The sequence below is a fragment of the Sphingobium cupriresistens genome (assembly GCF_004152865.1).
GTDB lineage: Bacteria > Pseudomonadota > Alphaproteobacteria > Sphingomonadales > Sphingomonadaceae > Sphingobium > Sphingobium cupriresistens.
On the sequence record NZ_SEOO01000004.1, the window covers coordinates 155,028 to 175,873 of the forward strand.

General features: G+C 63.1%; 16 protein-coding genes and 1 pseudogene. 8 read left to right on the forward strand and 9 right to left on the reverse strand.

From position 1 onward, the window contains the following. Positions 1–44: 44 nt before the first annotated feature. From cysD to EWH12_RS04160, 3 genes are all read left to right on the forward strand, one after another. Positions 45–956: a sulfate adenylyltransferase subunit CysD gene (gene cysD / locus EWH12_RS04150; RefSeq protein WP_129925811.1), complete on the forward strand. Its 912-nt coding sequence runs from the start codon at positions 45–47 to the stop codon at positions 954–956. Between the two features lie 126 nt (positions 957–1,082). Beyond that, positions 1,083–2,984, forward strand: coding sequence for a sulfate adenylyltransferase subunit CysN (gene cysN, locus EWH12_RS04155; RefSeq protein WP_129925812.1), 1,902 nt, complete (start codon positions 1,083–1,085; stop codon positions 2,982–2,984). After that, on the forward strand, positions 2,981–3,760 hold the full coding sequence (locus EWH12_RS04160; RefSeq protein ID WP_242495949.1) for a 3'(2'),5'-bisphosphate nucleotidase CysQ: 780 nt from the start codon (positions 2,981–2,983) through the stop codon (positions 3,758–3,760). The genes cysN and EWH12_RS04160 overlap by 4 nt, the downstream gene beginning before the upstream one ends. A 21-nt stretch (positions 3,761–3,781) precedes the next feature. Here the strand turns inward: EWH12_RS04160 and EWH12_RS04165 are convergent, their stop codons facing one another. Further along, positions 3,782–4,666, reverse strand: a complete 885-nt coding sequence (locus tag EWH12_RS04165; RefSeq protein ID WP_066608207.1) for a LysR family transcriptional regulator — start codon at positions 4,664–4,666, stop codon at positions 3,782–3,784. A 100-nt stretch (positions 4,667–4,766) separates the two neighbouring features. Here EWH12_RS04165 and EWH12_RS04170 point away from each other — a divergent pair, with 100 nt between their 5' ends. After that, positions 4,767–6,266 (forward strand): CoA-acylating methylmalonate-semialdehyde dehydrogenase, encoded by a 1,500-nt coding sequence (locus EWH12_RS04170; protein WP_066608217.1) that lies wholly within the window; start codon positions 4,767–4,769, stop codon positions 6,264–6,266. 402 nt (positions 6,267–6,668) lie between these two features. After that, positions 6,669–8,567: a bifunctional sugar phosphate isomerase/epimerase/4-hydroxyphenylpyruvate dioxygenase family protein gene (locus tag EWH12_RS04175; RefSeq protein WP_066608227.1), complete on the forward strand. Its 1,899-nt coding sequence runs from the start codon at positions 6,669–6,671 to the stop codon at positions 8,565–8,567. 51 nt (positions 8,568–8,618) lie between these two features. On the opposite strand, the gene EWH12_RS04180 is transcribed toward EWH12_RS04175, so the two are convergent. From EWH12_RS04180 to EWH12_RS04215, 8 genes are all read right to left on the reverse strand, one after another. Beyond that, positions 8,619–9,917, reverse strand: coding sequence for a carbohydrate porin (locus EWH12_RS04180; RefSeq protein WP_129925813.1), 1,299 nt, complete (start codon positions 9,915–9,917; stop codon positions 8,619–8,621). Continuing rightward, positions 9,914–10,810 (reverse strand): shikimate dehydrogenase, encoded by an 897-nt coding sequence (locus EWH12_RS04185; protein ID WP_129925814.1) that lies wholly within the window; start codon positions 10,808–10,810, stop codon positions 9,914–9,916. Before EWH12_RS04185 ends, EWH12_RS04180 begins: the two co-directional genes overlap by 4 nt. A gap of 25 nt (positions 10,811–10,835) precedes the next feature. Beyond that, positions 10,836–12,200: an MFS transporter gene (locus EWH12_RS04190; protein WP_129925815.1), complete on the reverse strand. Its 1,365-nt coding sequence runs from the start codon at positions 12,198–12,200 to the stop codon at positions 10,836–10,838. Positions 12,201–12,356: 156 nt separating this feature from the next. After that, positions 12,357–13,259 (reverse strand): LysR substrate-binding domain-containing protein, encoded by a 903-nt coding sequence (locus EWH12_RS04195; protein WP_129925816.1) that lies wholly within the window; start codon positions 13,257–13,259, stop codon positions 12,357–12,359. 78 nt (positions 13,260–13,337) lie between these two features. Continuing rightward, positions 13,338–14,489: a hybrid sensor histidine kinase/response regulator gene (locus tag EWH12_RS04200; protein WP_129925817.1), complete on the reverse strand. Its 1,152-nt coding sequence runs from the start codon at positions 14,487–14,489 to the stop codon at positions 13,338–13,340. Then, positions 14,486–15,061: a chemotaxis protein CheB gene (locus EWH12_RS04205; RefSeq protein WP_129925818.1), complete on the reverse strand. Its 576-nt coding sequence runs from the start codon at positions 15,059–15,061 to the stop codon at positions 14,486–14,488. Before EWH12_RS04205 ends, EWH12_RS04200 begins: the two co-directional genes overlap by 4 nt. Further along, the gene (locus EWH12_RS04210) at positions 15,058–15,909 is read right to left on the reverse strand and encodes a CheR family methyltransferase (RefSeq protein WP_422917713.1); all 852 of its coding nucleotides are present in this window, start codon (positions 15,907–15,909) and stop codon (positions 15,058–15,060) included. Before EWH12_RS04210 ends, EWH12_RS04205 begins: the two co-directional genes overlap by 4 nt. After that, positions 15,894–19,340 (reverse strand): response regulator, encoded by a 3,447-nt coding sequence (locus EWH12_RS04215; RefSeq protein ID WP_129925819.1) that lies wholly within the window; start codon positions 19,338–19,340, stop codon positions 15,894–15,896. Before EWH12_RS04215 ends, EWH12_RS04210 begins: the two co-directional genes overlap by 16 nt. A 255-nt stretch (positions 19,341–19,595) precedes the next feature. On the opposite strand from EWH12_RS04215, the gene EWH12_RS04220 reads away from it, so the two are divergent. From EWH12_RS04220 to EWH12_RS04230, 3 genes and pseudogenes are all read left to right on the forward strand, one after another. Beyond that, positions 19,596–19,910 (forward strand): substrate-binding domain-containing protein, encoded by a 315-nt coding sequence (locus tag EWH12_RS04220; protein ID WP_129925820.1) that lies wholly within the window; start codon positions 19,596–19,598, stop codon positions 19,908–19,910. A gap of 239 nt (positions 19,911–20,149) precedes the next feature. Continuing rightward, positions 20,150–20,386 (forward strand): hypothetical protein, encoded by a 237-nt coding sequence (locus tag EWH12_RS04225; RefSeq protein WP_129925821.1) that lies wholly within the window; start codon positions 20,150–20,152, stop codon positions 20,384–20,386. A gap of 358 nt (positions 20,387–20,744) precedes the next feature. Then, positions 20,745–20,846, forward strand: a pseudogene (locus EWH12_RS04230) (IS5/IS1182 family transposase); the annotation flags it as partial.

Sequence of the window (20,846 nt, forward strand, 5' to 3'; positions counted from 1 at the left end):
GTTGCTTGCTGCCAAGGTCGCTCGCAAGAAGATTGCGAGGATCCATGGCGGACGTGAAGACCCTGACTCATCTGGAGCGGCTCGAAGCCGAAAGCATCCATATCCTGCGGGAGGTGGTGGCTGAGGCCGAAAAGCCGGTAATGCTTTATTCCGTCGGCAAGGACTCGGCGGTGATGCTGCATCTGGCGCGCAAGGCTTTCTATCCCTCGCCGCCGCCCTTCCCGCTCCTGCATGTCGACACGACCTGGAAATTCCAGGAAATGTACAAGCTGCGCGACCGGATGGCGCAGGAAAGCGGCATGGAATTGCTGGTCTATCATAATCAGGAAGCGATGGACCGGGGGATCAACCCGTTCGACCATGGCGCGCTGCATACCGACATGTGGAAGACGGAAGGGTTGAAGCAGGCGCTCAACCTCCATGGCTTCGACGCGGCGTTCGGCGGCGCGCGGCGCGACGAAGAAAAGAGCCGGGCGAAGGAGCGCATCTTCTCCTTCCGCACCGCGTCCCATGGCTGGGACCCCAAGAAACAGCGGCCGGAATTGTGGAACCTCTACAACGCCCGCAAGCACAAGGGCGAAAGCATCCGCGTCTTCCCGATCAGCAACTGGACCGAACTGGATATCTGGCAATATATCCATTTGAACAATGTGCCGATCGTGCCGCTCTATTTCGCGGACATCCGCCCGACGGTGGAGCGGGACGGCATGTTGCTGATGGTCGATGACGATCGTTTCCCCCTGATGCCGGGCGAAACGCCGGTCATGCGCTCGATCCGCTTCCGCACGCTGGGCTGCTATCCGCTGACCGGCGCGGTCGAAAGCACCGCCAAGACGCTGCCGGAGGTGATCCAGGAAACGCTTCTGACGACGACATCGGAACGGCAGGGCCGCGCGATCGACAAGGATGCGGGCGGCGCCGGCATGGAGAAGAAGAAGCAGGAAGGGTATTTTTGACGCGCCACGGAATGCACGGCATTCCGAAGCGTCACCCCGGCGAAGGCCGGAGCCTTGTGCCACCGGGCACCGCCTTCGCCCAGATCATAGCGATCCCAGCTTTCGCTGGGATGACGGGATGAACATATGACCGACCCCATCTACAAGACCGACGCCCTCATCGCCGATGATATCGATCAATATCTCAAGGTCCATGAGCATAAGACGATGCTGCGCTTCATCACCTGCGGGTCGGTGGATGACGGCAAATCGACGCTGATCGGCCGGCTGCTCTACGACAGCAAGATGATCTTCGAGGATCAACTCGAAGCGCTTCAGGCCGACAGCAAGAAGGTCGGCACCCAGGGGCAGGAGATCGACTTCGCCCTACTGGTCGACGGCTTGGCCGCCGAGCGCGAACAGGGCATCACCATCGACGTCGCCTATCGTTTCTTCGCCACCGAAAAGCGCAAGTTCATCGTCGCCGACACGCCAGGCCACGAACAATATACCCGCAACATGGTGACCGGCGCATCGACCGCGGACCTGGCCGTCATCCTGATCGACGCGCGCAAGGGCATCCTCACGCAAACCCGCCGCCACAGCTACCTCGCCCACCTGATCGGCATCCGCAACATCGTGCTGGCCGTGAACAAGATGGACCTGGTCGGCTATGATCAGGCCGTGTTCGACGGCATCGTCAAGGATTATGCCGCGTTCGCCCGCTCGATCGGCATCACCGCCTTCACGCCGATGCCGATTTCCGGGTTCAAGGGCGACAATATCACCGGCCTCAGCCCCAATACGCCCTGGTATAGAGGCCCGGCGCTGATCGAGCATCTGGAGACGGTCGATGTCAACAGCGCGGCCGACGCTGACAAGCCGTTCCGCATGGCGGTCCAGTGGGTCAACCGCCCCAATCTGGATTTTCGCGGCTTTTCCGGCCAGATCGCGACCGGATCGGTGCGCCCCGGCGACGCCATCCGCGTGCTGCCCTCCGGCAAGACCAGCACCATCACCCGCATCGTAACCCTCAATGGCGATCTCGAAGAAGCTGTCGCCGGCCAGTCGGTCACGCTCTGCTTTGCCGACGAGGTCGATTGTTCGCGCGGCGACGTGATCGCGGCGTCCGACAGCCCGCCCCAGGTCGCCGACCAGTTCGAAGCGACGATCGTATGGATGGCGGACGAGGAAATGCTGCCGGGCCGCTCCTACTGGCTCAAAATCGGCACCCAAACGGTCACCGCCACAGTGCAACAGCCCAAATATCAGGTCAACGTCAACACGATGGAGCAACTGGCGGCCAAGACGCTGGAGTTGAACGCCATCGGCGTCGCGAACCTGTCGACCGATCGGCAGGTCGTGTTCGAACCCTATGCCGACAACCGGACGCTGGGCGGTTTCATCCTGATCGACAAGATCACCAACGCCACGGTGGCCGCGGGGATGCTGCACTTCAGCCTGCGCCGCGCCCAGAATGTCCATTGGCAGGCGACCGACGTCAGCCGCGATTTTCATGCGGGCCTCAAGAATCAGAAGCCAGCCGTGCTCTGGTTCACCGGGCTTTCAGGCGCAGGCAAATCGACCATCGCCAATCTGGTCGAAAAGCGGCTGGCGCGGATGAACCGCCATACCTTCCTGCTGGACGGCGACAATGTCCGCCATGGCCTGAACAAGGATCTGGGCTTCACCGACGCCGACCGGGTGGAAAATATCCGCCGCGTGGGCGAGGTCGCCAAGCTGATGACCGATGCGGGCCTGATCGTCATCACCGCCTTCATCTCCCCCTTCCGGGCCGAACGCGACATGGTGCGGCAGATGATGCAGCCGGGCGAGTTCATCGAGGTGCATATCGACACCTCGCTGGCCGATGCCGAAGCGCGCGACGTCAAGGGCCTCTACAAGAAGGCGCGAGCGGGCCAGCTCAAGAATTTCACCGGCATCGACAGCCCCTATGAAGCGCCCGAAGATCCGGAGATCCGGATCGACACGGCGGACATGACTGCGGAGGAAGCGGCCGAGGCGATCGTCGCGCGGCTGATCCCATGAGCACCGCCCCCAATAGTGCGATGTCGGACGCCAAGCTGGCCGCCTATCTCGCCGAGATAGCGGGACGGCTGCTGCTCGACGTCCGGGCGTCCGGCCTGTTCAGCCCCAAGGCGCTGGGCAAGGCCGGGGACCAGACCGCCAACCAGTTCCTCTGCCACGCCCTGCGCGAACAGCGGCCCGACGACGGGCTGTTGTCCGAAGAGGAAAAGGATAATGAAGATCGCCTGGCCAAAAGCCGGGTGTGGATCGTCGATCCGGTCGATGGCACCCGCGAATATGGCGAGGAGCGAGCCGACTGGGCGGTGCATGTGGGGATGGCGATCGACGGCCAGCCGGTGATCGGCGCGGTTGCGCTGCCGGGGCTGGATGGCGGTATGGTGCTGAGGTCCGACGAACCCGTCCCTTTGCCCCTCGCGCCGGACCGGCTGCGCATGGTTGTCAGCCGCACCCGTCCGGCGGCCGAAGCGATCGAAGTGGCCGCACATCTCGGCGCGGAACTGGTGCCGATGGGATCGGCGGGGGCCAAGGCGATGGCGATCATCCTGGGTCAGGCCGACATCTACCTGCACAGCGGCGGCCAATATGAATGGGACAGCATGGCCCCGGTCGCGGTCGCACGCGCCCATGGCCTCCATTGTTCGCGCATTGACGGCGCGCCGCTCGTCTACAACCAGGCTGACGTATATCTGCCCGACCTGCTGATCTGTCGGCCCGAACATGCCGAAACGGTGTTGGGGCATGTCGCCCGTTTCAAACAGGATGCGATCAAAAGCTGAAAGTTGCAGGTGATCGCGCGATCAGAGCTGATCGCGCAGGGTCCGCATCACCTCGTCCAGGAAATCGACCACCGCCCGGACACGCGGCAATCCCTCCAGGTCGGCGTGCATCACCAGCCAGTAGCTGCGCCGCGCCGCCATCTCCACCGGCAGGATTTGGATCAGCCGATCGTCCTGCGCCGACGCGAAGACATGGAGCATGCCCAGCCCCATGCCGGCCGCGACCGCTGCATGTTGGGCCGCGCTCGAACTGGCGCGAAAGCGGATTTGCGCGCCGGGCAGCAATTCGTCGAGCGCGATCATTTCGGGAAATCCGGCCAGATCGTCGATATAGGATACAAAGCCGTGTCGGGCGAGGTCGGCGCGACTTTCCGGCATTCCCTCTCGCTCCAGATAGTCGCGCGAACCGTAGAGAGCGAGGCGATAATCCACCAATTTGCGCGTCACCAGCCGTCCCTTGGGCGGCGGATTGAGCATCACCGCAATGTCCGCCTCCCGCTTGGAGAGACTCGCCGCGCGGCTTTCCGACGCCAGTTCCAGCGTCAGCCGGGGGTGGCGCGCGCGTAACGTCGCGACATGGGGTGCCACCAGATGCGCGGCGCAGGCTTCGGGCGTCGCCAGCCGCACTATGCCCTCGACATCGCGGTCGCGCCCCTCTACGCTGCTGATCGCCGCCAGCAACTCGCTCTCGATCCGTTCGGCATGGCCGACCAGCGCGAAGGCGGCGGGCGTGGGCATCACCCCGCGAGGCGATCGATCAAACAACCGCGCGCCCAGCGTGCGCTCCATATTGGTCATGCGCCGGGCGACCGTGCTATGGTCCACGCCGATACGGCGCGCGGCGGCCAACATATTGCCTTCGCGCATCACCGCCAGGAACAGGCGCAGTTCGTCGGAATTAAGCATAGGCAAATCTGCACAACCATTGTGTTAATGGGCTTGTATATCTGCAAAGCCGGTGGGTCTATAGCGCTGTCATTGCATCGTCTGGAGAGGATCAAAAATCATGCGTTCCATCAGCCATTTCATTCACGGGGAAAGCGTGTCCTTCCCCGGCGCGCGCCTCTCGGACGTGTTGGACCCGTCCACCGGCGCGGTGCAGGCGCAGGTCGGCCTGGCTACGCCATCGCAGCTGCAAAAGGCGATGGATTCCGCGCTGTCGGCGCAACCGGACTGGGCTGCAACCAATCCGCAGCGCCGCGCCCGCGTAATGTTTCGCTTCAAGGAGCTGATCGAGGCTAATCTGGACGATATGGCGCGGATGCTGTCATCCGAACATGGCAAAGTTATCGCCGACGCCAGAGGCGATATTCAGCGTGGGCTGGAAGTGGTGGAGTTCGCCTGCGGCATCCCGCATCTGCTGAAGGGCGATTATACCGAAGGCGCCGGGCCGGGCATCGACGTCTATTCGATCCGTCAGCCCCTGGGTATCGTCGCGGGCATCACTCCATTCAACTTTCCTGCCATGATTCCGCTGTGGATGAGCGCGATGGCGATCGCCTGCGGCAATGCGTTCATCCTCAAGCCATCCGAGCGCGATCCGTCGGTGCCGGTCCGACTGGCTGAACTGGCTCTGGAGGCGGGCCTGCCCGCGGGCATCCTGAACGTCGTCCATGGCGACAAGGAAATCGTCGACGCCATCCTCGACCACCCCGACATAAAGGCGGTCAGCTTCGTCGGGTCGTCTGACATCGCCAATTATGTCTATCAGCGCGCCGCCGCCAACGGCAAGCGCGCCCAGTGCATGGGTGGCGCGAAAAACCATGGCATCATCCTGCCCGATGCGGACATGGACCAGGCGGTCGCCGACATCGTTGGCGCGGCCTATGGTTCGGCGGGCGAGCGCTGCATGGCGCTGCCGGTCGTGACCCCGGTGGGCGAAGCGACGGCTGAAATCTTCCGCACCAAGCTGATTGCTGCGATCGAGACGCTGCGCCCTGGCATCCCCAGCGATCCCGACGCGCAATATGGCCCGCTTGTCACTGGCCAGCATAAGGCGCGGGTGGAGAGCTACATCCAGATGGCGGCCGATGAAGGCGCGGAAATCGTGGTGGATGGCCGCGGCTTCCAGCTCCAGGGTTATGAGGACGGTTTTTACCTCGCGCCCACGCTGATCGACCGGGTCACGCCGCAGATGAAGAGCTATCAGGACGAGATTTTCGGCCCGGTGCTCCAGATCCTGCGCGCCGAGACGTTCGAGGAAGCGCTGAGCTATCCGAGCAAGCATCAATATGGGAACGGCGTCGCCATCTTTACCCGCAACGGCGATTATGCCCGCAAATTCGCGGCGCAGGTCGAAGTCGGCATGGTCGGTATCAACGTGCCTATCCCGGTGCCGGTCGCCTATCACAGCTTTGGCGGCTGGAAGCGTTCAGGCTTTGGCGATCTCGACCAATATGGCGAGGACGGCGTGCGATTCTACACCCGCAACAAGAAGATCACCCAGCGCTGGCCGACCGGCGGCGCAGTTGTGGACCAGAGCTTCGTAATTCCGACGATGAAGTAAACTGCGCGGGGGGATGGTCGCTTCGGCCGCGATCATCTCCCTTTGGACCACGCCCGGGGCTTCGATCAACCCGCCGTCTGGCGCCACGATATTACCAGATATCCCAGCCTGTTACTGCCGACATCGTCGGCCTGATCGGCATGATCCGACTCATCGCGCAGCCCTGCGTCAAAGAGTTGATTATGTTGCCCTCTTTATCGTACGTTCGTTCATGCTGGCCGGGCTGCTCTCTACGTCCGCCATCGTCATGGCTGCGCCACCCGACATCGCCCGCGTCAGCGCTGACATCAAGACGCTCTCCAGTGATCCTCTGCTATAACCATAAGCTATGCCCCGGTCATTTCGGCCCGATTGCCGATGTCGACCGAGGCCACGACTATGACGGCTTGATAAGGAGCCGCCATGTCCCCCACCCTGCCCCAGAACGCCATCGCCACCGTGTCGCTACGCGGCACATTGGAGGAAAAGCTGAAGGCGGCGGCCGTCGCCGGTTTCGCCGGGGTCGAGATTTTCGAGAATGACCTGATCGGCTCCGCCCTCGCCCCGTATGAGGTCCGCGCGATGCTGGACGATCTGGGCCTGGCCTGTATGCTCTACCAGCCGTTTCGCGATTTCGAGGGGATGCCGGGCGACCTGCGCCGCCGCGCCTTCGACCGGGCGAAGGCCAAGTTCGACCTGATGGATGAACTGGGCGCCGATCGCATCCTTATCTGCTCCAGTTGCCACCCCGCGGCGCTGGGCGAGCGGGAGCGCATCGTCGATGATTTCCGCGAACTGGGCGATATCGCGCAGCAAAGGGGCATCATCCTGGGCTATGAAGCGCTCGCCTGGGGCCGGCATGTCAACGACCATCGCGACGCCTGGGCCATCGTGGAGGCGGTCGACCATCCCCATGTGGGCATCATCCTCGACAGCTTCCATTCCTTGTCGCGCAATATTCCAAACGATAGCATCCGCGCCATAACTGGCGACAAGATCGCCTTCGTCCAATTGGCCGACGCGCCGTTGCTGGACATGGACCTGCTCTACTGGAGCCGCCATTTCCGTAACCTGCCGGGTCAGGGCGGGCTGGATGTCGAAGGCTTCGTGGCGGAAATATTGCGCACCGGATATGACGGGCCATTGAGCCTGGAAATCTTCAACGACCGGTTCCGCTCCAATGCCGCGCGGCTGGTCGCCGAAGATGGCTGCCGGTCGCTCGACTATGTGCGTGACGCGGCGAAGCGACTGATCGATCAACCCACCGATATGCCAGCGCCACAACCCGTGCTGAGCGCCGAATTCGTCGAATTCACCGCAGATGGTCGCGATGCCGCGCGCCTGGGCAGCAATTTCGCGACGCTGGGCTTCACGCTGGTCGGCGAGCATCGCCACAAGAAGGTGACACGCTGGCGGCAGGGCGGCGTCAATCTGGTCATCAATGCGGAGCCCAAGGGTTTCGCCAGCGCCTATCGCGCGGCGCAGGGCACGGCGATCTGCGCGATAGGCGTGCGGGTGAAGGACAAGGCGGCGGTGCTGGCTCGCGCCGCGGCGCTGGGCATCAAGGCCTATAGCCCCGAAGGCCGGCCCGGTCGCCTCGCCATGCCGGCGCTGCGCGGGGTGGGCGGCAGCCTAGTCTATTTGATCGACGCGGACGAGGTCGAGGGATTGTGGGCGCGCGAATTTCACGCGACGGATGGCGATGCGGGGGTGGTCGGTGCTGACGCCCGCAGCATCGATCACCTCGCTGCCGTCGTCCATAATGACGAATTTCTGTCGTGGCAGCTCTACTGGCGCGCCCTGTTCGGGCTGGAAGCGCGGGCGGCGCAAGATGTGATCGACCCTTCGGGCCTCGTCCACAGCCAGGCGCTGCAATCGGCGGACGGCGCGTTCCGGGTCACGATCAATGCGACGGACGCGCGTGAGACATTGTCCGCCCGCTTTCTGGACCATGGCATTGGCGGCGGCTATCAGCATGTCGCATTGATCACCGATGATATCTTCGCGACGGCGCAGGCGCTGCGCGACGAAGGCGCGGCGATGCTGGATATACCCGTCAACTATCATGCCGATCTGGCCGCCCGCTTCGATCTGGACGATGCGATGATCGCCCGCATGGCCGACCTTGGCATCCTCTATGACGAGGATAGCGACGGCGCGGGCTTCTGGCAGCTTTATAGCCGCGCGTTCGACAAATTGTTCTTCTTCGAATTCGTCCAGCGCGCCAATGGTTATGCCGGTTATGGCGCGCCCAATGCCGGAGTGCGGCTGGCGGCGCAGAACCGATTCAGGCCAGAAGCGACGCCGACGGCAACGCTGTAAATCAGCCCCTCTTTCCGTGCGTCGGAGCAAAGGGAGATCAGGCTTGATCCGTCAGAAGATGAACTTGATGGTCGCGCCCGCCACCAGCGCGTCCGGATAAAGGTTCGTTGCGCCGACGCGGTGAATATATTGGAGGTTGGGACGCAGCAGCAATTGCCGGGTCGCCTGCCACCCATAGAAAATCTCGCCGCTAACCTCATGGGTCTGCACCGCGACATTCTGGCCCAGTGCGACCTGGTCGTGTTGCCGGTCGGTGATCCGAGGATTGACCCTGGCATAGACAAGCCCCAGCCCGAAATTATCCTTGGGCCGGCTGTCCCACAAACCGCGCGCGACGAAGCCGCCGCTGACGAAAATGGGCACTCGCGCCGTGTGGCGATCCGACAGGGTGGCCGTGCCGAACAGGCTGAGGCCGCGATCCCCCGCCCCGAAGCGGACCACCATTTTTTCGGCCATGGCCCAGGCGCTCCACCGTTCCTGCCGCATGGCCGGGGCGAGGCCGGACAGGACGTAGGAATCGCCATTCACATCGTCGCGCACGTCGGCGCGGTCGGTCGTGTCCACCAGCGCGCCGATGCGGACCAGGCCGGGCAGGCCGCTGACCGCCTGCCCCGTCTTCCAGCCCAGTTCGACCGGCAGTACGAAACTGTCGAAACGCGGTGCCAGCTTCCAGCCTGCTCCGGTCTGGGCGCGGAACGCGTTCACCTCGAACGCCGCGACCGTCACGGTCAGGTTGGGTGCGATCTCTTGTCGCACGCGCAGGCCCCAGCGGGGGATCGGGAAGCCCGAAAAGCCGCTGTTATAGAAGAGCGTGGTCGGGCGCGGGCAGAAGGCGAAATTCTGGAACTGGCAGCCGCTGGGCAAGGTCGCGAAATCGTCACCCGTATGATAGAGGCCGAATTTGAGCGCGGTCTTGCCGCCATTGAGCTTCTGCTCATAGCTGAGTTCAGCCGGGCGTAAATCCTGCCCGCCACCGAATAATTCCTGCACCTCGAACAGGTTGCCAAGGCGCGTCGCGGTCAGATCCTCCCCCTTGCGGTGGATGATCGTCGCGATGATCTTGCCGCCATCCAGGCCGAACGCCTTGCCGGTGTCAATCGCGGCGGAGGCGAGCAATTGCTGGGTGTAGGCCGCGCCGCCGTCGCGCCCGCCCGTGATGGACGCGGCGCTTTCGGACACGTAGGAGAAGGTCAGCTCGACGCCCTTGTCCTTCAACCGCGCGCGCCAGCCGGGTTTGTCGGCCGGCGGCGACGGCGCCGGAGTCTGAGGACCGGCGGACGGCCCCTGCAATTGCCGCGCGGCGACAACCGGCGCGGCGATGACGATGGCGGGCGGACTGTCGGCGATCATGCGGCGGCCTTTCGATCGCTGAAGCTGTCGAAGGCACGCAGCATCCGCGCGGCATCAGGTTCAACGCCAGTGAACAGCGAAAAGGCGTGGGCGGCCTGCATCACAGCCATGCCGCCGCCATTCAGCGTCGCGCAGCCTTTGGCCGCAGCCGCCTGGAGCAATTGGGTTTCCAGCGGGAAATAGATGATGTCCGACACCCATTGATCGGGCGTCAGCAAGGCGGGGTCGAACGGCAGGCCCGGATGGCTGAGCATCCCGATCGGCGAACATTGGACGATGCCATCTGCGCCGCGAACGGCGTCCGCAGCCGACAGCGCCGCCTTCACCTGGGCTTGCGTGAACAGCGTGCCCAGCCGATCGGCAAGCGCGCTCGCCCGTTCCGGCGCGGGGTCCATGATCGTCATGCTCTGCGCGCCGAGGTCGAGGTGGGCGTAGCCGATCGCCGCCGCCGCGCCGCCCGCGCCGATCAGCGCGACATGGGCCCGCGGCCGATCGCCAAGGCCCGCCAGAAAATGCGCGCGATAGCCAGACCAGTCCGTATTGTCGCCATGGCGCTTGCCATCGCGGAACAGGATGGTGTTGACCGCACCCAAGGCGCTCGCCGCGTCGGACAGGCTGTCGACCAACGGCATCACCGCCTGCTTGAAGGGATGGGTCACGTTGATCCCGTCAAAACCCATGCCGACCAGCATGTCGAGCAGGCCCGGCAGGCCGTCCGCGTCATAGCCCATCACTTCCCCGTCGAGGATGCGATACACCATCGGCAGGCCCAGCGCGCGGGCTTCGCCTTCATGCATCTCCGGGCTGCGCGATCCAGCGATGCCTCTGCCGATCAGGCCACAGAGGATGGACGCGCGGGATGAGCCCGCATCGGCGGGGGAAGCGAAGGACATGGCGATGATCCTTGGATGAAGCGGTTCAGGCGGCTTTGGGCAGGCGGATCAGCGAGGCGCAAATCCCCGCCAGCACCACCGGCACCGCAAAGATGCCGAAGATGACCGGCAGCGAGACTTTGGCGGCGAGCAGGACGCCGCCCAGCATCGGGCCGATCACCGCCCCAATCCGGCCGACGCCCATGGCCCAACCGATACCAGTGCCGCGCGCTTCGGGCGGATAGAGGCTGGCGGCGAGCGGATAGCAGCCGTTGAAGCCGCCCTGCACGAACACACCGATCAGGAAGGCGGTGCCGAGCGTCGCGGCCAGCGGCATGGCGACCGACCCGAAGACCGTTAGCGCCACGGCCGCCAGCGCCATATAGACCAGGATCAGGCGGCGCAGGTCGAAATGCATGGCGACCAGGCCGATCGAGGATGTGCCGATGAAAGCGCCGATATTGTAGATCGCGCCGGCATAGATGGCGTCCTTCGCGGGCAGGCCAGCCTCGACCGCCAGCTTGGGAATCCAGCTGATGACGAAATAGAGCGTCATGAAGCTGAAGGTGATCGCCAGCCACAACAGGATGGTGCTGCGCGCGCGCCCTTCGGTCAGCAGGCCACGCACGCCGGCGTGGCGGGTTTCGCTGACATCCTGCGGCGGCAGCGCATCGAGTTGCGGCTGGCCGATCGAGGCGAGCAGCCGGTTGGCCTTTTGCAACGCCCCCTTGGGCTGGCGGCTGAGCAGGAAGGCGATCGATTCGGGCAGCACCAGCCAGACGATCGGGATGGCGATGGCGCACAGGGCGGCGGCGGCGAGCAGCATCGCCTGCCAGCCATGTTCCGACAAATGGCTGGCGACGACAAAGCCGGTGAGCGTCGCCCCGACGGGATAGCCCGCCTGGAGGAAGCCGACCGCGAAGGTGCGATGCTTCGTCGGCGCATATTCGGCGGTCAGCGCCGCCATGCTGGCCAGCACCGTGCCGATGCCGATGCCGACGATGAAGCGGCTGGCGATCAGTTCGCCGATCGAGGTGGCAATGCCGGACGCGAACATCGCGGCGGCCATCATGACCAGCGAGGCGAGGATCAGCTTGCGGCGGCCAAAGCGATCCGCCAGCGGCGCGATGAGCAGGCCGCCCGCGGCCATGCCGGCTAGGCCAGCGCTGAAGACGACGCCCAGGCTTTCGGGGCTGACCTGCCAATCGCTCGACAGGGCCGGCGCGATATAGGACAGGATCAGTACGTCCATGCCGTCCAGCATATTGAGGATGAAGCAGGTCGCAACGACCAGTATCTGACGCGCAGTCCAGACGCTGTCCGACGCCAATGCCGATATGGGCGTGGCGGGATTGTCCACGGTCACATAGGGCCGGACAGATACGGTGCCGCTGGCGGAATAGCTGGCCATCGAAGAAACGCCTTTCATCCTCTCGCGGGGCGAACCATGCCCCATAGCTCGAACCAACCCGGTGCCGTATCTGGTTCTATTCTGCGGGTCTGGCCACCATGTTGCGATTGACCCTTGCTTTCCAGAGCCTCAAACACGGTCGTCCATGCTATTATGTTATGGCTTTGGGCGGGGAACGCTCAACAATATGGTGCGGGCGATCTCTTCGAACGTCTCGCCGATGATCGCGCGCGGCGATTCCAGATTGCGGTTGATATAGACCGGCAGCGTTCCAGGATCGTCAAACTCCAGGAAGCGCACCGTTTCGGCATGAGCCTGCATCGCGGTGAAGCTGTCCACCAAGGCCACGCCCATGCCGTTGGCGACGAAGGCCACCGCTGTTTCGGCGAAGCGGATATAAGTCTCCACGTCCAGCGCCTGCCCCGCCCGCGCGAACATGTCGGCGATAATGCGGCCGTGCGGCGTGTCCGGGCGGAAGGATTGCAGCTGTTCGCCGGCGATGTCGGCGACGCTGATCCGCGTGCGGTCGGCTAGTCGGTGGCTGGTGGGCACCGCGCACACCATCCGCCCCGCGCCGATCCGGCTCGACAGGATGTTGGGGTGGTCGATCGGGAAGACGCTCAGTGCATAGTCGCCCCGCTGCAACGCCAGATAATCCGACGCCTGCTCGACCGACAATATGTCGAACTGAATGGTGAGGCCGGGATAGTTGGCGGTCAGCCGGGCCAGCATCTTGGGCACCACGGAATGGCCGAGCGAGGGCGACGCGCCGACGCGAAAGGTCCGGTCCTCGCCCTTGGCCAGCCGCTTGATGACATGGTTGAGGTCTTCGAAGCCCTTATAGACATGCTCGATTTCCTGAAACAGCATCCGCGCTTCATGGGTCGGCACCAATCGGCCGCGCGTCCGGTCGAACAGCCGGAAATGCAGCTTGTCCTCCATATGGCCAAGCATACGGCTGAGGCCCGGCTGCGACGTGCCGAGCATCTGCGCGGCGGCGCTAACCGTCTTGGCGATCATGATGGCGCGGAATATTTCGATCTGGCGCAGGGTGAGCATGGTGCCTCCCTAGCATCGTCTGCCCGCGACAGCCACGGCGGCCGTGCGCCGGATTCAGTCCATGGTTCAGTCCATGGTTCAGGCCACCAGCGCCTCAACCGTCGGCAGCCGTACTTGGAAGATGCTGCCCTCGCCGGGGATGCTGTGCTTGAGCGACAGCGCGCCGCCGTGCAGCGCCACCAGTTGCCGGACCAGCGCCAGCCCGATGCCAAGGCCATCCTGCGCATCGCCCGCCGGGCGATTCACCTGCGCGAACAGGTCGAAAATCCGGGCCTGCATGTCCGGCGCGATGCCGATGCCGGTATCGGCCACCTCTATCTCCGCCCAGCCATCCACGACGCGCACGGTCAGGCGCACTTCACCACCAGGCGGCGTATATTTGGCGGCATTGTTAAGCAGGTTGCTGGCGATCTGGACGATGCGGGCATAATCGGCGTCGATCCAGATCGGATCGTCGGCGATGTCGATGACCAGCCGGTGTTGCGCCGCCTCGATCGTCGGCTGGCAGGTTTCCACGGCGAAGGCGAGGGCGTTCTGTAGCAGGATATGCTGCGTCTTGAGCGAAATCTTGCCCTGGTCGATGCGGGCGATGTCGAGGATATCTTCGATCAGGCGGGACAGATGATGGACATGCCGGCCCATCCGCCTCCGAACGTCGCGCGCGGCGTCCGTGCCTTCGCGCTTTTCCAACAGGTGCAGGCCCGCACCCAGCGCGGCGATCGGGTTGCGCAATTCATGTCCCAGTATCGCCAGAAATTCATTCTTGCGCCGATCGGCCACCTGCAATGCCGCAGCGAGCGACGCCAGTTCGTCACGCTGCGCGATGATCTGCCGACGCTGATCGTACAGGTCGAAGAAGATCGCGGCCTTCGACCGCAAGATATCGGCTTCGATCGGCTTCTGGATGAAGTCAACCGCCCCTGCCCCATAGCCGCGGAAACGGCGCTGGAGATCGGCGCTGCCCGCGGTCACGAAGATGATCGGCACATGGCGGGTACGGTCGTTGCCCCGCATATATTCGGCCAGTTCGAATCCGTCCATGCCGGGCATCTGAACGTCGAGCAAGGCGAGGGCGACCTCGTGGACCAGCAGCAGTTCCAACGCTTCCTCCCCTGACCGGGCCTTTAGGCATATCAGTCCGTCGCGCTGCAAAAGTGCTTCAAGCGCCAGCAGATTTTCCTCAAGGTCGTCGACCAGCAGGCAATAAAGGGGGTGCGTGTCGCTCGTCATGTCGTCGCCAGTGTCAGAAGATAGAAAATGATGTCATCCAGGGTCATGGCGCTTGCCGACGGGCAGGCCGCGAGCGCCGCCGCCGGCATGGTCGCCACCTGTGCTTCGGCCGGTTCCTGCGCGATGGCGAAGCCGCCGGCATCGGCCACGGCCGCCAGGCCTGCCGCGCCGTCATGATTGGCGCCGGTGAGGACGATTCCAGCAAGCGCGGGGCCATAGGCGTCCGCCGCGCTTTGCAGCAGCACGTCGATCGCCGGGCGGCTGTGGTTCACCGGCTCGTCCCAGGACAAGGCAAGCGAGCGGTCGGCCTCCACCAGCAGATGATAGTCCGAAGGCGCAAAATAGATCGTTCCCGCCGCGATCGGTTCCTTGTCCTCCGCTTCCCGGACCGGAAGCGGGCATTTGGACTGGAACAGAGCGACCAGTGCATTGCTCCGATCAGGCGGCACATGGACGACGATCAGCACCGGCAGCGGAAAATCGGCGGGCAGCGCGGGCAAGATCCGCAGCAACGCCTGAACGGCGCCAGCCGACGCGCCGATCGCGATCGCCTGGATCGGCTGCGCGTTCATGGCTCCCGTCTCTGGTAGATTTTTTCTTCCCGCACGAAATCCGCGAAAGACGGCGCGTGGCTGGAAAAGCGCAGGCTCTCCTTCGACCCCAAGCCCAGAAAGCCCTTTCGCGTGAGCGAGTCGCGAAACAGTCCGAGCGCCCGGTCCTGCAAATCGCGATCGAAATAGATGAGGACGTTGCGGCACGAAATGAGATGCATTTCGGCAAAGACCGCGTCGGTCACCAGACTATGATCGGAAAAGACGACCTGCGACCGCAGGCCCTTGTCGAACACCGCGCGACCATAATCCGCGGTATAATAATCCGACAGCGACGAGCGGGCGCCCGACTGCTGATGATTTTCGGTGAATTTGCGAATCTGGTCTAGCGGATAGACGCCTGCTTCCGCAGCCTGGAGCGCGTCGGGATTGATGTCGGTCGCATAGAAGAGCGTGCGCTGGTCCAGCCCCTCTTCGCGGAACAGGATGGACAGCGAATAAAGTTCTTCGCCATTGCTGCACCCCGCTACCCACACCTTGAGCGAGGGATAGGTCCGCAAATGCGGGATCACCTTTTCCCGCAAGGCGCGGAAATAACTGGGATCGCGAAACATCTCGCTGACCTGCACAGTCAGATAGTTGAGCAGGCGCGGCAACGTCGCGGGATCGTGCAGCAGATGATCCTGCATGGCGGAAAAGCTGGCGAAGCCCAATTGCCCGCGCGCCTGAACCAGGCGGCGCTTGATCGACGCGCGCGCATAATGGCGAAAGTCATAATGATAGCGTTGGTACAGCGCCTCCAGCAGCAGCTGGATTTCGATATCCTCGACGCCGGCCTGCATCTGGCCCTGCATTATCGCGGCATCCATACGCGCACCAGCGAGAGCAGTTTATCAACGTCGATAGGCTTGGCCATATAGTCGTTAGCGCCCGCCTCCAGGCAGCGCTGCTGATCGTCGGGCATCGCCTTGGCGGTCAGCATCAGGATCGGCAGCGCCGCCCAACGGGGATCGCTGCGCAATACGCGGGTGGCGGTCAGTCCATCCATCACCGGCATCATCACGTCCATGAGGACCAGATCGATGCCCTTTACAGGATCGTCCACAGACGCCGCCAGCGCATCGATCGCCTCCTGCCCGTTGCGCGCAATCTGGACCGCCGCGCCGCGCGGTTCCAGCACGCTGGTCAGCGAATAGACGTTGCGCACGTCATCCTCGACGATGAGGATTCGGCGCCCTTCCAACGCGGCATCGCGATTGCGGGCCTTCTGGATCATCTTGCGCTGTTCGGGCGGCAGTTCCGATACGATCTGGTGCAGGAACAGCGACACCTCGTCCAGCAGCCTTTCGGGCGACTTGGCACCCTTGATGATAATCGAGTTGGAATAGCGGCGCAGGCGCTGCTCGTCGTCGGGCGACAGGTCGTGGCCGGTATAGACGATGACCGGCGGGAAGCCATGATCCCCCTCCTCGCTCAGCGTCTCCAGCAGAGCAAATCCCGACGTATCCGGCAGGCTCAGGTCCAGCACCATGCAGTCGAACGTGTGCTGGCGCAGCTGTTCCAGACATTCCGCCGCGGTGCCCACGCCGACCGTTTCCACGTCGTCGGTCAACAGCAGCCGCGCAACGGCGTCACGCTGGACCGGATCATCCTCGACAATAAGGACGCGGCGGACCCGCGTCGCCAGCTTGGCGTGCAGATTTTCCAGCACTTGCGCCAGTTGTTCGCGCTTCACCGGCTTCACCAGATACCCGACCGCACCGAGTGACAGCGCGGCCTGGCTATGGTCGGACGCAGACACGACATGGATGGGAATATGGCGCGTCGCATCATCATGCTTGAGCCGGTCGAGCACGGTCAGCCCGGACTGGTCGGGCAGGCCGAGATCCAGCACGACGGCGCTCGGCTTATATTCCCGCGCCAGCTTCACAGCCTCCTCCGCGGTGCCGGCAATGATGCACTGGAAGCCCAGGTCGCGCGACAATTCGCATACGATCGATGCGAACACCTCGTCATCCTCGATGATCAGGAGCAGGCGGCGCCCTTCGGCGATCGAAGCGCGGTCGTCCTCCACGATCCATTTGGGCTGGTTCGGCGCGCTTCTGGCGGGCGCGGATGCCGCAGGCGCAACCGGCGCGGGTTCGACGCGGGCGGGCGGCGCGGCGGGGGGACGGGACGCAACCGTGGCCGGATCGTAAATAAGCGGCACGATGAGGGTGAAGCTGCTGCCTTCGCCAGGCTTGCTGTCCAGGCTGATGCTGCCGCCAAGCAGACGGGCGAGCTGCCGCGAGATGGAGAGGCCAAGGCCAGTGCCGCCATAACGCCGACTGATCGTGCTGTCGGCCTGATGAAACGCCTCGAAAATATGCCCCTGTTGTTCTTTCGACATGCCGATGCCGGTGTCGGTGACGGCAAGCGCGATCCGATTCCCCTCTACCGGGGACAGGGTCAGGCGCACGCGGCCCTGCTCGGTGAATTTGAAGGCGTTGGACAAAAGGTTCTTGAGGATCTGCTCGATACGCATCCGGTCGGTTTCGATCGCGCGCGGGCAATCGGCCGCTACCTCTATTTCGAAAGCCAGATTACGCGTTTCGGCGACAGGCTGGAACAGCTGGCGCAAATCGCCGACCAGCCGCTGCAATGGCACGGTTTCGGGCTGGACCTGAATATGCCCCGCCTCGATCTTCGACAGGTCGAGAATGTCATTGATGAGCGTAAGGAGATCATTGCCCGACGCTTCGATCGTGCGGGCGAATTTGACCTGATCGTGCGACAGATTGCCATCGGGATTGTCGCCCAACAACTTGGACAGGATCAACAGCGAGTTGAGCGGCGTGCGCAATTCATGCGACATATTGGCCAGGAAATCGGACTTATACTGACTCGCCTGCTCCAGCTCGCGCGCCTTCAACTGCAATGTGCCGGTCGCGCGTTCCAGTTCGTCGCGCTGGTTCTCCAGCGTCTGGGCCTGTTCCTCCAACTGGCTGTTGGTCTGCTCAAGCTCGACCTGCTGCTGTTCCAGCCGGACCTGCGATTCCTTGAGCGCTCGCCCCTGTTCTTCGAGTTCCTCGTTGGAAACGCGCAATTCCTCACTTTGCGCCTGCAACTCGCCCGACTGGCGCTGGGTTTCCTCCAGCGCATCCTGCAGCCGGGCGCGAAAGCGGGCAGAGCGCAGGGCGATGCCGATCGCCGGTGACGCATGGTCGAGGAGTTCGAGGACAGCCGGGCTGACCGGCTGGAAAAAGCCCAGTTCCAGCACGGCGTTGACGACCTCGTCCGCCTTGGCCGGGATGATGACAAGATGGCGTGGTCGGTCCCTGCCCAGCGCCGATCCGATGGTCAGATAGCCGTCGGGAACATCCTGTAGCACAAGCGGGGCGCCTTCCGCAGCAACCTGCCCCAGCAGCCCGTCCTTGACCAAAAAGCCGGACGGCATATCCGCGTCGGTCGGCACGCCAAGCGTAGCCACGCGCTGAAAACGCCCTCCTTCGCCTTTGAACAGCGCGCCGCCCTGAAAGCCGAGATAGCGGGCCAGGAAGACAAGGATCGCCTCGCCCAATTCCTCAACCGATTTCTCACCGCCCATCGCCTTGGCCAGGCCTAATTGGCCAGCCTGCAACCATTGCTGGCGCGCGCGGGCGCGGTTGCTGATGCGCATGAGGATGAAGATGACGAGAGTCAGTCCCGCGCCGATCAGGCTGGTTAAGATGCTGGTGGTGATGGCCGTGCGCGACGCGGTCGCCATGTCGTCCATGCGAATCTGGCGCAGCCGCAACTCTTCCTGCGCCATGCCGTTCAATTGCGCCCGGATCGCATCCATTGCCACTTTGCCGCGATCGGTCGCCACCACAGCCAGCGCCGCCGCGACCCCCTGGGTCCGGCGCAGATGGACGGTTTCACGCAATTCCGCTAGTTTGGCGTCGACATGCCGCTTCAGCGCAGCGACATTCGCCTGCTGCGTCGGATTGTCGCGGGTCAGCGTGGCGACAGCCTGCATCCGCGCGGTCAGATTCTTCACCGCGCTGTCATAGGGTTCCAAATAGGCCTGGGCGCCGGTCAACAGATAGCCACGCTGTCCGGTTTCCGCATCCTGCGTCGTTGAAAGTAGATCGTCGAGCGAGACAAGCACGCTGTGGGTATGGCGGATCGCCTCGTCGCTTTGGCGAAGGCTCTGGATGTTGCGATAGGCGATCGCACCGCTGACGAGGAAAAAGGCGAGACCAACGGCCAGTCCCAATGCTGCCCAGATCGATGCGCGCGACAGCGGGCTTGCCGCGAAAGCTGTTTTTCCAATTGCCATGGCCGTTTCGCGTAAAGGGGTCTCAGCCATCCGCCAAGCGATTGTTTTACAGGATCGGCCGGGATTGCATACTCACCCGACCCAAAGCTGATCTGTATCAATATGCGGCAGCCTAAGCCGTGTAATGGCCCTGAAAATTGCCGCAAGACTCTCGTGATGATGGCGCGGATATAGTTGCTCGTCAGCGTATCCGGAGCCGGCGCGACTTGCTCTTTATGATCGAAGCGAGTTAGCGGCGAGGGGTCCGCCCCATCAATGACGGAAGTTGCCGGGCACATCGCCGGCGCAGACGGCTCATCCACCAACATGCAGCGTGAACAGGCTTTTTTTGCCTATCTTGCCGAACAGGGCGTGACGGCGCCGGTTCGCGCGGCGGGCGACTATCGGATCGAGGCCGCCACCGCGGCGACCCGACGGTTGCTGGCTGGCAAGGATCGGCCCGACGCGATCTTCTGCGCCAATGACTGCATGGCGATCGCCGCCATCAATGTCGCGCGACATGAGTGCGGATGGGATGTCGGTTGGCAAATCTCGATCGTTGGCTATGACGATGTGCCGATGGCGGCATAGCCTGCCTGTTCCCTGGCCACCTATGCCCAACACGCCCAGCGCATGGTTGATGAAGTGCTGCGCCTGATACGCATATTGCGCGAAGACCCCGCCAGGCATGAAGATGTCGTGATCGAAGGGGGGGCTAATAGTGCGGGGCAGCAGTAGGGCGGTGCGTGTGCGGTAAGACGCCGATCGGATTCCGTTTGGAAGGGAACCTGCCAATTAGGGCGCGGGTTATGTTTCAAAAGGAGAAGGCCATGTATGAGACTGGAAGCAAAGAGGAAAGCGTCACCCATGTGACGACGACCGAAGCACGCGGTGGATCGCGCACGCGGGCCACCCGCAATATCCTCACAATCAGCCTGCTGCTGATCGTCATTATATTGGCCGTTGCACTGGGCTTTGGTTTTTTCGAAACGGGTCAGTCAGGGGCCGACAATGTAAACACCGAAAATGCGGCGCAGCAAAGCGCTGGTCCATCCCCCGGCGGTTGATGGCCGACTGTTCCTAATTATGCCAGGCAAATATTCTGATTGTCTGAGCGAAAGCCATCGCGAAGTTCAGTGTATTCCGATTGGCCTCACTTATTTGTCCGCTCGACCGACAGCCCGCATCGCAGAATGCGCGTAGAGAAATTTCTATCATTAAATCAATCATTAAACTGAATTAGTCTATGTGCCTCGTTAACGATTTCTTCATCAATATCGACAAGATTTAGCGACATTCGACCGATTTATCGAATATGCCCGCGCCGAAAAGCTCGGCGCTTCCGCTTCTAAGAGCCCGATCCGAAAGTTGTTGAGCAATACCAGCATGTTGTGATTCAGCCGTCTTTGCGACAAGATGGAGTGAATGGTGGCATGGACTGGTATTGCCCGGCGAGAGCATAGTCGGGAAGGTTTGCGATATCCATCGGATATGACGGACACGGAGTGGGCGCTGGCAGCGCCATTT